This window comes from Streptomyces sp. NBC_00654 (assembly GCF_026341775.1).
GTDB lineage: Bacteria > Actinomycetota > Actinomycetes > Streptomycetales > Streptomycetaceae > Streptomyces.
The window spans coordinates 2,769,310-2,782,727 of the sequence record NZ_JAPEOB010000001.1; the positions used below are offsets into that span (position 1 = coordinate 2,769,310).

The following is a 13,418-nucleotide window of genomic DNA, read 5'->3' on the forward strand; positions in this document are numbered from 1 at the left end:
CGCAGCCGTGAAGGCACTCGTGAAGCAGAAGGCCGAGCCGGGCCTGTGGCTGATGGACGTCCCCGAGCCGGAGATCGGCCCCACCGACGTACTCATCAAGGTCCTGCGTACCGGAATCTGCGGCACCGACCTGCACATCCGGGCCTACGACGGCTGGGCACAGCAGGCGGTGCGCACCCCGCTCATCCTCGGCCACGAGTTTGTCGGTGAGGTCGCGGAGCTCGGCGCCGATGTCGTCGACATCAAGGTCGGCGACCTGGTCAGCGGCGAGGGCCACCTGGTCTGCGGGAAGTGCCGCAACTGCCTCGCCGGACGCCGTCACCTCTGCCGCTCCACCCTCGGCCTCGGCGTCGGCCGCGACGGGGCGTTCGCCGAGTACGTCGCCCTGCCCGCCTCCAACGTCTGGGTGCACCGGGTCCCCGTCGACCTGGACGTCGCCGCGATCTTCGACCCGTTCGGCAACGCCGTGCACACCGCGCTGTCCTTCCCGCTGGTCGGTGAGGACGTCCTGATCACCGGCGCGGGCCCGATCGGGATCATGGCCGCGGCCGTCGCCCGGCATGCCGGCGCCCGCAATGTCGTCATCACCGATGTCAGCGAGGCCCGCCTGGAGCTGGCCCGCAAGGTCGGCGTCAGCCTGGCCCTCAACGTCGGCGAGGAGACCATCGCCGACGGGCAGCGGCACCTGGGACTGCGGGAGGGCTTCGACATCGGCCTGGAGATGTCCGGCCGGCCCGAGGCGATGCGCGACATGATCGCGAACATGACGCACGGCGGCCGGATCGCGATGCTCGGCCTGCCGTCCGAGGAGTTCGCCGTCGACTGGGCCCGCGTCGTCACCTCGATGATCACGATCAAGGGCATCTACGGCCGCGAGATGTACGAGACCTGGTACGCCATGTCCGTACTGCTGGAGGGCGGCCTCGACCTCGCGCCCGTCATCACCGGACGGTACGGCCACCGCGACTTCGAAGCGGCGTTCGACGACGCGGCGAGCGGCCGCGGCGGCAAGGTCATCCTCGACTGGACCTCCTGAACCCTAAGGACTCACGCATGTTCGACTCCGTACGCGACGACCTGCGCACCACACTCGAAGAGATCGAGGCCGCCGGGCTGCACAAGCCCGAGCGTGTGATCGGCACCCCGCAGTCCGCCACCGTGTCCGTCACCTCCGGCGGACGCCCCGGTGAGGTGCTCAACTTCTGCGCCAACAACTACCTGGGCCTCGCCGACCACCCCGAGGTCGTCGCCGCCGCCCACGAGGCGCTGGACCGCTGGGGCTACGGGCTCGCCTCCGTCCGCTTCATCTGCGGCACCCAGGAGGTCCACAAGGAGCTCGAAGCGCGGCTGTCGTCGTTCCTCGGCCAGGAGGACACGATCCTCTACTCCTCCTGCTTCGACGCCAACGGCGGCGTGTTCGAGACCCTGCTCGGCCCCGAGGACGCGGTCATCTCCGACGCCCTCAACCACGCCTCGATCATCGACGGCATCCGCCTCTCCAAGGCCAAGCGCTTCCGCTACGCCAACCGCGACATGGCCGACCTGGAGCAGCAGCTCAAGGAGGCCTCCGGGGCCCGGCGCCGGCTCGTCGTCACCGACGGCGTGTTCTCCATGGACGGCTACGTCGCCCCGCTGCGCGAGATCTGCGATCTGGCCGACCGCTACGACGCGATGGTCATGGTCGACGACTCGCACGCCGTCGGCTTCGTCGGCCCCGGCGGACGCGGCACCCCCGAGCTGCACGGCGTCATGGACCGGGTCGACATCATCACCGGCACCCTCGGCAAGGCACTCGGCGGTGCCTCCGGCGGCTATGTCGCGGCCCGCGCCGAGATCGTCGCACTGCTGCGCCAGCGCTCGCGCCCGTACCTCTTCTCCAACTCCCTCGCCCCGGTCATCGCCGCCGCCTCCCTCAAGGTCATCGACCTGCTGGAGTCCGCCGGAGACCTGCGCGAGCAGCTCAACGCCAACACCGCGCTCTTCCGTACCCGGATGACCGAGGAGGGCTTCGACATCCTGCCCGGCGACCACGCCATCGCCCCCGTCATGATCGGGGACGCGGCGAAGGCAGGCAGGATGGCGGAACTGCTCCTGGAGCGCGGTGTGTACGTGATCGGGTTCTCGTACCCCGTGGTGCCGCAGGGCGCGGCCCGCATCCGCGTCCAGCTCTCCGCCGCCCACTCCACGGACGATGTGAACCGGGCCGTGGACGCGTTCGTCGACGCGCGGGCGGCGCTCGACTCGTAGGGACCGCCCGGCTCGCGGGGGTCCACCCGGCCGAGGTTCCCCCGACGCGCTCCGCGTCGTCGGGGGAACCCTCGCGAGCTGGGACAATAGGCACATGATCGATGCACGGCGGCTGCGAATCCTGCGTGCGGTGGCGGACCACCGTACGGTGACCGCGGCCGCCGCCGCGTTGTACCTGACACCCTCCGCCGTCTCCCAGCAGCTCGCCGCGCTGGAGCAGGAGACGGGCCACCACCTCGTCGAGCGCGGCGCGCGCGGCGCCCGGCTGACGGCGGCGGGGGAGATCCTGCTGACCCACACCAATGTGGTGCTGGCCCAGCTGGAGCGGGCCGAGGCGGAGCTCGCCGCGTACAGCGCGGGCGTCGCCGGTACGGTCACGGTCGCCGCGTTCGCCACCGGCATCGGCCTGGTCCTGGCCCCCGCGCTCCGCGAACTGTCCCGCACCGCCCCCGGCATCCGGATCCGCGTGCAGGACGCCGAGGGCGACGCGAGCGTGCCGATGGTGCTGGACCGGCAGGTCGATGTGGCGGTCGCCGTCGAGTACCGGGGCGCGCCCGCCGAGGACGACCGGCGGCTGACGCGGGTGCCGCTCTACTCGGAGCCGTTCGACGCGGTGCTCCCGGTCGGGCACCGGCTGGCCGGTCAGGAACAGGTGGCGGTCGCCGACCTCGCGAAGGACCCGTGGATCGGCCCGTACCCCGGCAACCCCTGCCACGACGTGGTGGTCCTGGCCTGCGAGCTCGCCGGTTTCGAACCGAGTCTCGAACACTCCTCGGACGACTTCCGCGCCGTGGTCGCGCTGGCCGGGGCGGGCGCCGGGGTGGCGCTCGTACCGAGGTCGGCGCTGCGCGGGACGGAGCTGGGCGGGGTGGTCGTCCGCCCGGTGGAGGGCAGCGCCCCGACGCGGCGCGTCTTCGCGGCGGTACGGCAGGGGGCCGAGGGGCATCCGCTCATCCGGCCGGTGCTGGACGCGCTGGGGGCGGTGGCGGGGCGGGACGCGTAACCGCGTTCTGCCCGGCCCCGCCACCGCCCCGCACTTCGCGTGCTCGGTGCGTCCGTAGCCTGCCCCCGGGGCTTTGTGCGGGTGCGCCCGTAGCCTGCCCCCGGGGGGCTTCGTGCGCCGCGCGCTCGGTGCGCCCCGGCTCAGCCCTTGCGCCGCTTGAGGACGAAGCGGCCGCCGGAGGCTCCCGGCAGTACCGTCGCCGCCAGCGCGGACACGGTCACCGCCGCCGCCAGCACCCCGTACTGCACCGGTGGCATGTACGGCGCCATGCCCGTCGCCGACACCGCGAACGCGGTGAGCGGGACCGCCGCGACCACCGTGCCGATCACCAGACCCGCGACCGTCACGAGTCCGGTCTCCAGCACCAGCATCCGCCGCAGCTGCCCGCGCCCCGTGCCGACCATCCGGAGCAGCCGGAACTCACCGCGCCGGCCGGTCGTGATCAGGGCGAGCGTGCTGATCACGGAGAGCAGCGCGAAGCCGCCGACCACTCCCACCCCGATGGTGATCATGGCGTTGTCCTCGTCCGACACGGGCGGAGCGATCCGTATGTCGTCGGCCGTCGCGGGCCGGACCTGTACCCCGCCGTAGGGGGCCAGCGCCTTCCGTACGTCCGCCGCCGAAGCGGCTCCGGAACCGGATTCCGCCCCGACCCGGTGTTCCGTCCCGACCCCGTGTTCCGTCCCGACCCCCTGTTCCGTCCCGGAACCCTTTGCGGTCCCGGAACCCTGTGCGGTCCCGATCAGGACACTCTGATCCCGGTCCGCCGTGACATGCGGTGCCAAGGCCTCGCGCGGGAGCAGGAACTCCCCGAGACCCAGGGCCCGTTCGTACAGCGCGACCACCTTCGGCCTCACCCGCGTACCGTCACCCAGCCGCAGCTCCACCGTGTCACCGGGGCCGACGCCCAGGGCGTCCGCGCGGTCCGCGCCGACCGCGACCGTCCCCCGGCCCGTCAGCCGGTCCAGGTCGCCCGCCGTTACTTGCGGGTCGAGCGTGCCGGACAGCTGGGAGGCCGTCACCCCCAGTACCGGGAAGCGGTCCAGCTTCGGCTCGCCGACCTCGCGGTGGGCGAGGACGACGCTGGACCGCAGCACGCCCGTCGCCGCCGTGACACCGGGTACCTCGCGCACCGCCTCCGCCGCCCCGGCCGGCAGTCCGGCGCCCGGGGCCGTCGCCACCAGGTCCGCCCGCAGCGCGGCCGACGCCTGCCGGTCCGAGGCCCGCTCCATCGTCGAACCGGCCGCCAGCTGTACGCAGACGAACGCGACCACCAGCACGATCGGCGTGAGCGCGGCACCGAGCCGCCGGGTGTGCGCGGAGGCGGTCCGCGCGGCCAGGAATCCGGAGACCCGGCCCATCCGGCGCACCGGGGCGCCGAGCACCCGCATCGCGATCCGCGCGATCCACGGCCCCAGCAGCGCCACCGCGATGACCAGCGAGGTCGCCGCGCCCGACGCCGCGGCCGCTGCCGCCTGGCCGCCCTGCGACGTGGCGACACCGGCCGAACTGAGACCCGCGAAGACCAGGATCAGCCCGGTGACGGTACGGAACCGGCCCGGCTCGCTCGGCTCGGGAGCGTTCGCCGCCCCCAGGGCGGCGGCGGGCCGCAGCCGGGTGATGCCCCGTGCCGACAGCATCGCCACCGGACGTACGAGCAGCGTGATGAGCAGCGCGGCGGCCCCGCCCGCCGCGAACGGCAGCCACAGGGGCACCGGCAACGGCAGCGCGTCCGTCGTCAGCAGCGACCGCATCGCGAGCCCCAGCGGCACGGCCCCGATGCCGCCCAGCACCGCCGCCGCGGCGGACACCCGGCCCGCCTCCCGGCCGATCGCGGACCGGAGCTGGCGGGGGGTCGCCCCGACCGCCCGCAGCAGGGCCAGTTCCCCGGACCGCTGATGGACCGCCTGGGACAGCGTGGAGCCGATGACCAGGAGCGCCACCATCAGCACGCTGCCGCCGATCGATCCCAGCAGGGCCAGCTGGTCGCCCCGCCCGCCGAGCGCGTCCAGCCGCTCGGCCTCGCCCCGCTCCGCCCCGGTCAGCACCCGCAGTCCGCGGTCCGACCCGGCCGTGGCGCGCTCGGGCAGCACCTCGGCCACCGAGTCCCGCAGCGCTTCGGCGGAGACGCCCTCCCGCGCCACGATCCCGATCGCGTCCACGGTGTCCGGATGCCCGGCCAGCCCGGTCAGCCGCTGCTCGGTGAAGAACACGGCCGGGGTGCCGTCGCCCCGGTGCCCGGTCTCCGCGATGCCGGTGAGGGTGTAGGACCCGGTGGTGCCGCCGGCCTGGAGCGTGACCCGGTCGCCCGGCCTGCTTCCGGCGGGCGCCAGTGCCGTGTCCAGGACGACTTCGCCTCCGGACTCCGGGGCCCGGCCCTCGGTCAGTTCGTACGGGGTCAGCACAGCGGACGGCCAGGAGCGGCCGACCGCGGGCGCTCCGCCGCCCACGGTCACCGGCACGGAGTCGTCCGCGACGGCCCGCGCGACGCCTTCGGCGCCGGCCGCCCTCGCCAGCACGGAACGGTCGAGCCGGACCCGTTCCGGCAGGTGGGCCGACACGGTCCGCGGTTCGCTGCCCCAGGGTTTCGCGGTGTACGAGACCTTCTGGTCGGCCGCCACCACCGCGTCGGCGCCCGCGTACCGCTCGACCGGCGGCTGGGCCACCAGCAGCGAACCGAGCACGAACGCGAACGCGCCGATCAGCGCCGCCGCCGCTGCCGTCGCCGTGATCACCGCGGCCCAGGCCCGGCGATGGGCGGGCAGCGAGCGCCGGGCGAGGAACGCGGACGCACGCCGCGAGCCGTGCCGCACGGACGCGGGCTCGCGCGTGTCCTTCCTTCCGGCGCGCCGCCCGGTGGCGGACCCCTGGGCCGAAGACCGGTGAGGGTCCGTCCGGCCGGTGTCGTGCACGGCGCTCCTCGTCCTCGTGTCCCGCACGGCTCTCCTCATCGCAGCCGCCCGCCGTCCATCGTCAGGACGTTGTCCGCCCAGCTCGCCGCGACCGGGTCATGGGTGACCATGACGACCGTGCGGCCGTCGATCCGCACCGCGTCCCGCAGGAGTCCCAGCACCAGCGTCGCCGATTCCGGGTCCAGCGACGCCGTGGGCTCGTCCGCGAAGATCACATCCGGCTCGGTCACCAACGCGCGGGCCACCGCCACCCGTTGCTGCTGACCGCCGGAGAGCGTCGAGGGGCCGTCGCCGCCGCGCCCCGCCAGCCCGACCCGGGCCAGCAGGTTCCGGCCACGGGCCAGGACCTCCGCACCGGCCGGGTCGGCGCCCGCCAGTACCAGCGGCAGCACCACGTTCTCCTCGATGGAGAGCGAGGACACCAGGTTGAGCGCGTGCGACTGGAACACGAATCCGATCCGGTCCCGGCGCAGCCGGGTCAGCGCGGCCTCGGACAGCGAGCCGAGATCGGTGCCGCCGATCCGTACCGTTCCCGAGGTCGGCCGGTCCAGGCCCGCCGCGCACTGGAGGAACGTGCTCTTGCCCGATCCGGAAGGACCCACCACAGCGGTGAAGCTCCCGGCCGGGACCACACAGCTGACCATGTCCAGAGCTGTCGCCTCATTGCCGCTGCCACGTCGCCCGTAGCGCCGGCTCACCGACTCCAGACTGAGCGCGGCCGCCTGTGCCGTCATGACCGTGTTCACCGTTGCCCTCACCGAACCTTCTCTTTCCTCATGCCGTTGACCTGCAAGAATGCTACGAGGAGGAAGATCCTCGGACGAGGGTGCGCGCTCCCGGCCGGGGGTACAGCCTGCTCCACCACGGGCCGGGGGGAGCGCACCAGCCCGGTGGCGGGCCGACCCCCGTAATGTGACATGTCATGAGCCCCGATCCCGGCCCGTTGACGGCCGCCATCCGTCGCGCGTGGGAAGCGTCGCAGTACCTCTTCCTCGGCATCTCCGTAGCCCTGCTCACCTATCTGAGCGGGTTCCTGGTGGTGGCCGTCATGATGTTCGCGGTCGTCATCATCGGGCTGCCCGCGCTGCCGGAGGCCGCCAAACTGCTGCGCGCGTTCGCGGAGTTCGAGCGCCGCAGGGCGTCCGCCCGGCTCGGAGTCCCGTTCCGGCCGACGCGGTATCTGCCGCTGGACAGCGGGGAACTGTCCGAGCGGGTCAGACGCGTTCTCACCGACTCCACGACCTGGCGCGACGTGCTGTGGCTGCCGTTGCAGACCCTCTTCGGCATGGGGCTGGGCTACCTCACGATGGTGCTGTGGCCGATCGGCCTCCTCGTGGACGGGGCCGCGCTGCCGCTCGTACGTCTCCTGGACCGGCGTACCGCCGACGAGTACGGCACACCGCTGCCCGAAAGGCGCGGCTGGGTGCTGCGCTGGATCCCCGTGTTCGCGGATCTGTCGGCGAACTGGACCCTGTCCCTGCTCTCCTCCCGGCCGTCCGCCGCGCTCGCCGAGCGGATCGAGCAGCTCACCGAGAGCCGGGCCGGAGCGGTCGCGGCGCACGGTGCCGAACTGCGCCGTATCGAACGGGATCTGCACGACGGCGCACAGGCCAGGATCGTCGCCCTGTCGATGCGGATCGGCCTGGCCAAGCAGCTCATCGACCGCGATCCCGACGCCGCGCGGGCCCGCCTGGGCGAGGCGCAGGACGGCGCCGACGAGGCGCTCGCCGAGCTCCGGCACGTGGTGCGCGGCATCCACCCGCCCATCCTGACGGACCGCGGACTGGCCGGTGCGGTACGGGCGCTGGCCGCCGATGTGGCGGTACCCGTGACGGCCGACCTGGACGGCGTCGAGGACGGCCGTCGGCTGCCCGCCGCGATCGAGGCGGCCGCGTACTTCGTGGTCGCCGAGGCGTTCACCAACATCAGCAAGCACAGCGGTGCCACCTCGGCGCGCGTCCGGATCGACCGGGGCCCCGGCATCCTGCGGGTGGTGATCGGCGACGATGGGCACGGCGGCGCGGACGAACGCGCCGGCAGCGGGCTGGTGGGGATCCGGCGGCGGGTCGCCGCGCTGGACGGCACCACCCGGATCAGCAGCCCCACCGGGGGGCCTACGGACATCGAAGTGGAGCTGCCGTGCGGATCGTGATCGCCGAGGACAACGCCCTGCTGAGGGAGGGCCTGATCCTGCTCCTCACCAGTTCGGGCCATGACGTGGTGGCCGACGCCGCCACCGGCCCCGAAGTGCTGCCCGCACTCCTCGAACACCGGCCGGACGTGGCGGTGCTCGACGTGCGGCTGCCGCCCACCTTCCGTGACGAGGGACTGCGCGCCGCCCTCGCCGCCCGCGCCGAACTGCCGGAGCTGCCGATCCTGGTCCTCTCGCAGTACGTCGAGGAGACCTACGCCGCCGAGCTGCTCGCCCGGGGCGCGCAGGGCATCGGCTATCTGCTCAAGGACCGGGTGGGACGCGTCGACCAGTTCCTCGAAGCCCTGGAACGGGTGGCCGCCGGAGGTACGGCCCTCGACCCGGAAGTGGTCTCCCAGCTGCTCACCCGGAAGGCCTCGGCGGGCCCTCTCCAGAGCCTCACCGCGCGGGAGCGCGAAGTCCTGGAGCACATGGCCCAGGGCCAGGCCAACGCCACCATCGCCGCCGAACTGGTCGTCTCCGAGCGCGCGGTGAGCAAGCACATCGGCTCGATCTTCGCCAAGCTCGGCCTGGAACCGGATGACGGCTCGGTGCACCGCCGGGTGCTGGCGGTACTGGCGTACCTGGAGAGCAAGGGAGCGAACTGACGGGGCGGGGTGCCGGGCGCCGGGCGCCGGGCGGCGGGGCGCCGGGCGGCGGGGCGCCGGGCGCCGGGCGGCGGGGCGCCGGGCGCCGGGCGGCGGCGCGGCTCACGCGGGCTGCAACAGGTCCCACCGGTTGCCGTACAGGTCCTCGAAGACCGCCACCGAGCCGTACACCTCGTGCCGGGGCTCCTCCAGGAACCGCACCCCGGCCGCCCGCATCCGCTCGTGGTCGCCCGCGAAGTCCTCGGTGTGCAGGAAGAATCCGACCCGGCCACCCGTCTGCGCCCCCACGCTCGCGCCCTGGGCCTCGTCCTTGGCGAGGGCCAGGAGCAGGCCCGTACCCGGGGCGGTGCCGCGCGGGCGCACCACGACCCAGCGGGAGCCGTCGCCCCGGTCCGTGTCCTCGGCCAGTTCGAAGCCGAGGGCGTCGCGGTAGAAGGCGATGGCCTCGTCGTAGTCGTGGACGACCAGCGTGACCAGGGCGATGAGGGACATGTGCGGGTCCTTCCGGGGAAGCGGCACGGCGGTCAAGGCTGACCGGTGGGTGGGCCGACGCGGCGGTTATACGTAACACTAACGCTCCTCCGTTCCGCCACCGCACCACGCCCCGCATGGACACGAGCGACCTCACCGAGCTCACGGACCGCGCCCTGCGCCTCGCCGCTCCCGGCCACCGCCGCATCCTCGGCATCACCGGCCCGCCCGGAGCCGGGAAGTCCACCCTGGCGGCCCGGCTCGTCGACGCCCTCGAAGGACGCGCCGTGCTCGTTCCCATGGACGGCTTCCACCTCGCCGGCGCCGAGCCGGACCGCCTGGGCCGCGCGGACCGCAAGGGCGCCCCCGACCCCCGCTAGCGCCGTTTCCGGCGTACGGGCAGGATGCTGTGTGCCGTGTCGTCCGCCAGGAGGTCTGCCATGTCCAGCCCGAACCAGCCCGCCCCCTTCACCGCCGACGACTACCGGGCCCGGATGACCCGCGCCGCCGAGGCGGCCGAGGCCGCCGGTCTCGCCGGTCTCCTCGTGGCGCCCGGCCCCGACCTCGTACACCTGACCGGCTACCAGCCCGTCAGCACCGAACGCCTCACCCTCCTCGTCCTCAAGGCCGGCGAGGACCCCGTCATGGTCGTCCCGACCCTGGAGGCACCGGACGCCGAGCACGCGGTGGGCGCCCCGGCACTCACCCTGCGGGACTGGACCGACGGCAAGGACCCGTACGCGGTGACCGCGCCGCTGCTGGACGCGGGGGGACGGTTCGGGATCAGCGACAACGCCTGGGCGATGCATCTGCTCGGTCTCCAGCAGATCCTCCCCGCCACCTCCTACACCTCCCTCACCGAGGCCCTCCCGATGCTCCGGGCGGTCAAGGACGCGCATGAGCTGGACCGCCTCGCGGCAGCGGGTGCCGCCGCCGATGCCACGTACGGCGAGATCCTGAAGGTGCGCTTCTCCGGCCGCAGGGAGACCGACGTGGCGGCCGATCTGTCCGCACTCCTCAAGCAGTTCGGGCATTCCCAGGTCGACTTCACCGTCGTCGGCTCCGGTCCCAACGGCGCCAACCCGCACCACGAGGCGGGCGACCGCACCATCGAGCGCGGCGACATGGTGGTCCTCGACTTCGGTGGGCTCAAGCACGGTTACGGCTCCGACACCTCCCGTACGGTCCACGTCGGCGAACCCACCGCCGAGGAGCAGCGCGTGCACGACATCGTCCGGGAGGCGCAGAAGGCGGGCTGCGCCGCGGTCCGGCCCGGTGCCGCGTGCCAGGACATCGACCGCGCGGCGCGCGCCGTGATCACCGAGTTCGGCTACGGCGAGCGCTTCATCCACCGCACCGGCCACGGCATCGGGGTCACCACCCACGAGCCGCCCTACATGATCGAGGGCGAGGAGCGGCCGCTCGTCCCGGGCATGTGCTTCTCCGTGGAGCCCGGCATCTACCTCCCCGGCCGGTTCGGAGTCCGGATCGAGGACATCGTGACGGTCACCGAGGACGGCGGACGGCGGCTGAACACGACCTCGCGGGAGCTGGCGATCGTCGAGTAGACGAAGACACGGGGCCGGGACGCGGCCGCTCGGTCAGTCGATGCGGGAGCAGATGTCGGCCTGCGTCCCATGCGCCATGTTCACGGTCTTGTACCCGGTCGAGCTGATGTCCAGGGTGTACATCCCGTCGACGATGTACAGGCCACGCGGCAGATTGCCACCGCCCTCCCCCACCCCGACCAGCACGGGACCGAGCACGGACCAGAACTGGGAGCCGTCGGTGCGGTGGTCGACGACGGCCGTGCCGCTCACGTCCGCGTCGTAGAAGGCGCCGGACCCGGTGTTGGTGACCCGGACGACCAGGTCGCCCTTGTACGCGACCCGCTTCACGGAACCGTCCGGGTAGGTGTCCAGCACGCGCCGCACCACTTCGTCGACGACGGGCTCGCCGTGGACGGGGAAGTCGCACCGGACGCCCGCGGAAACGTCCCACGGCGCGGAGGGCGCAGGTTCCCAGCCGGTGCCGGTGCCGGTGCTGGTGCCGGTGCCGGCGGGCGTGGCCGAGACGGGCACCGCGCCGAGGAGTACGGCGGCAACGGCCAGCGGGACAACGGTGGTTCGGCGCATGGCTTCTCCTTGATGAGGCTGGTACGAGAGGGACGTTCATCAGCACTGCTACGGGCGGGCGATCGGACAGGAGTCCGTCCCGCCACTCTGTCGCCCGAGCCGGAGAAAGGCCACCGTCAAAAAGGGATGGGGGCGCCGGAGTTACGAGCCCACAGCTCGCGCCGACGGTTGGCGCGAGTGAGAAAGGACACACCCCGACCATGGTCCCCACGCACGTTAGGCTCGGCGCAGACCCGCCCTGAACTGGGATTTTGCGTCGTTCGCAGAGATGTGACCGCCGCGGGTCTGGCTTTTCTGGAGGTTCGCATGACCGATCTGGCATTTCGCTCCGCAGGCCAGCTCGCTGCCGCCGTCGCGGCAAAGGAGGTATCGAGCGTCGAGTTGCTCGACCACTACCTCGACCGGGTGGAGCAATTCGATCCGAAGGTGAACGCCGTCGTCGCCCGGGACGAGGAGGGTGCGAGGGCCGCAGCGCTGGAGGCCGACCGCATGGTTTCGCGCGGCGAACCGCTCGGCCGCCTGCACGGTGTCCCCGTGACGATCAAGGACAGTCTCGAAGTCGCGGGCATGCGGACCACCGGGGGTTCGGCCCGCTGGGGGCATCACGTCTCGACGAGTGACGCCGAGTCGGTCGCGCGGCTCAGGAACGCGGGAGCGATCGTGTTCGGCAAGTCCAACATGCCGCCCGACGCCCGGGACTGGCAGACCTACAACGAGGTCTACGGGACCACGAACAACCCGTGGGACCCGACCCGCGGACCCGGCGGTTCGTCCGGCGGGTCCGCCGCCGCTCTCGCCGCGGGGCTGACCGGCCTGGAGCTCGGCGGCGACTCGGCGGGATCCATTCGGGTGCCCGCCCACTTCTGCGGCGTCTACGGGCTGCGCACGTCGTTCGGGATCGTGCCGAGGTACGGCAGTGTCTCGGGACATGCTCCCGGGACGCTGGCGGACTTCGACATGGCGGTGCTCGGCCCGCTCGGCAGGCACGCCGAAGACCTCGACCTGGGTCTCGACGTCCTCGCGGGAGCGGATCACGACCGTGCCCCGGGATGGCGGCTGGAGCTGCCCGCCGCCAGGGCGGGCACGCTGCGGGAGTTCCGGGTCGCGGCATGGCTCGACGACCCGTTCTGCCCCGTCGACAGCGAGCTGACCGCGATCATGCGGGCCACGCTGGAGGCGGTGCGGGCCGAGGGAGCCGTCGTGGTCGAGGGCGGGGGACCGGTCGGGCTCGAAGAGACGATGTCCCTCTACAAGCCCTTGCTGATGGCGCAGAGCGGGCTGGTCGAGTCGGACGAGTCGTATGCCGGGCTCGTGGAGCTCGCCGCGGCGGAAGGGGCCGCGGGCGGGCTCGCGTCGGACCTGACGGTCGGCTTCCGTGACTGGCACGCGCTCGACGAACGGCGGCAGCACTCCCGCCGCCGCTGGGCCGAGTTCTTCCGCGACGTCGACGTGCTCCTCTGCCCGGTGAGCCCTACGGCCGCCTTCCCCCACGACCACCGGCCCGACCCCGGCTGGTCGGTCCGCACTCTGCGGGTCGACGGCGCCGACCGGCCGTACCGCGAGATGCTCACATGGATGGCGCCGTCGGCGGTCAACCATCTGCCCGCGGCGGTGGCGCCTGTCGGTTCCACCCGGGACGGGCTTCCGGTCGGCATCCAGGTGATCGCGCCCTACCTGCACGACCGCACCGCGGTCCAGTTCGTGCGGTGCCTGGAGAAGGTGATCGGCGGATTCCGCCGTCCGCCGGGATTCTGACCGCCGCCACCGCGCTGCCGGTCCGCAGGTCTGTGACATATCACCCTGCGCCGCTGTCCTGATGCCCGCGCACCGGGGCCCCGCGCCCCGGGACGC

General features: G+C 73.0%; 11 protein-coding genes and 1 pseudogene. 8 read left to right on the forward strand and 4 right to left on the reverse strand.

Features of this window, described 5'->3' with window-relative positions; genetic code table 11:
• Positions 1 to 7: 7 nt before the first annotated feature.
• The 3 genes from tdh to OHA98_RS11860 all read left to right on the forward strand — a co-directional run bounded on the left by tdh (position 8) and on the right by OHA98_RS11860 (position 3,250).
• Positions 8 to 1,036, forward strand: coding sequence for an L-threonine 3-dehydrogenase (gene tdh / locus OHA98_RS11850; RefSeq protein WP_266924992.1), 1,029 nt, complete (start codon positions 8 to 10; stop codon positions 1,034 to 1,036).
• A gap of 17 nt (positions 1,037 to 1,053) precedes the next feature.
• A complete protein-coding gene (locus OHA98_RS11855) occupies positions 1,054 to 2,247 on the forward strand; it encodes a glycine C-acetyltransferase (RefSeq protein ID WP_266924994.1) in 1,194 nt (397 codons plus the stop codon).
• A 94-nt stretch (positions 2,248 to 2,341) separates the two neighbouring features.
• Positions 2,342 to 3,250 (forward strand): LysR family transcriptional regulator, encoded by a 909-nt coding sequence (locus OHA98_RS11860; RefSeq protein WP_266924996.1) that lies wholly within the window; start codon positions 2,342 to 2,344, stop codon positions 3,248 to 3,250.
• Positions 3,251 to 3,390: 140 nt separating this feature from the next.
• Here OHA98_RS11860 and OHA98_RS11865 read toward each other — a convergent pair whose 3' ends face one another.
• The gene (locus OHA98_RS11865) at positions 3,391 to 6,063 is read right to left on the reverse strand and encodes an ABC transporter permease (RefSeq protein WP_266927874.1); all 2,673 of its coding nucleotides are present in this window, start codon (positions 6,061 to 6,063) and stop codon (positions 3,391 to 3,393) included.
• Positions 6,064 to 6,197: 134 nt separating this feature from the next.
• Positions 6,198 to 6,896, reverse strand: coding sequence for an ABC transporter ATP-binding protein (locus tag OHA98_RS11870; protein ID WP_266924998.1), 699 nt, complete (start codon positions 6,894 to 6,896; stop codon positions 6,198 to 6,200).
• 188 nt (positions 6,897 to 7,084) lie between these two features.
• Here OHA98_RS11870 and OHA98_RS11875 point away from each other — a divergent pair, with 188 nt between their 5' ends.
• Positions 7,085 to 8,314 (forward strand): sensor histidine kinase, encoded by a 1,230-nt coding sequence (locus OHA98_RS11875; protein WP_266925000.1) that lies wholly within the window; start codon positions 7,085 to 7,087, stop codon positions 8,312 to 8,314.
• On the forward strand, positions 8,302 to 8,961 hold the full coding sequence (locus OHA98_RS11880; protein ID WP_266925002.1) for a response regulator transcription factor: 660 nt from the start codon (positions 8,302 to 8,304) through the stop codon (positions 8,959 to 8,961). The genes OHA98_RS11875 and OHA98_RS11880 overlap by 13 nt, the downstream gene beginning before the upstream one ends.
• Before the next feature lie 102 nt (positions 8,962 to 9,063).
• Here the strand turns inward: OHA98_RS11880 and OHA98_RS11885 are convergent, their stop codons facing one another.
• Positions 9,064 to 9,453, reverse strand: a complete 390-nt coding sequence (locus tag OHA98_RS11885; protein WP_266925004.1) for a VOC family protein — start codon at positions 9,451 to 9,453, stop codon at positions 9,064 to 9,066.
• 116 nt (positions 9,454 to 9,569) lie between these two features.
• On the opposite strand from OHA98_RS11885, the pseudogene OHA98_RS11890 reads away from it, so the two are divergent.
• Both OHA98_RS11890 and OHA98_RS11895 read left to right on the forward strand, forming a co-directional pair.
• A pseudogene (locus tag OHA98_RS11890) lies at positions 9,570 to 9,803 on the forward strand (ATP-binding protein); the annotation flags it as partial.
• 69 nt (positions 9,804 to 9,872) lie between these two features.
• Positions 9,873 to 11,000, forward strand: coding sequence for an aminopeptidase P family protein (locus OHA98_RS11895; protein ID WP_266925006.1), 1,128 nt, complete (start codon positions 9,873 to 9,875; stop codon positions 10,998 to 11,000).
• Positions 11,001 to 11,033: 33 nt separating this feature from the next.
• Here OHA98_RS11895 and OHA98_RS11900 read toward each other — a convergent pair whose 3' ends face one another.
• Positions 11,034 to 11,567, reverse strand: a complete 534-nt coding sequence (locus OHA98_RS11900) for a hypothetical protein (RefSeq protein WP_266925008.1) — start codon at positions 11,565 to 11,567, stop codon at positions 11,034 to 11,036.
• Between the two features lie 306 nt (positions 11,568 to 11,873).
• Between OHA98_RS11900 and OHA98_RS11905 the strand changes: the two genes are divergently transcribed.
• Positions 11,874 to 13,322 (forward strand): amidase, encoded by a 1,449-nt coding sequence (locus OHA98_RS11905; protein ID WP_266925010.1) that lies wholly within the window; start codon positions 11,874 to 11,876, stop codon positions 13,320 to 13,322.
• Positions 13,323 to 13,418 lie beyond the last annotated feature (96 nt).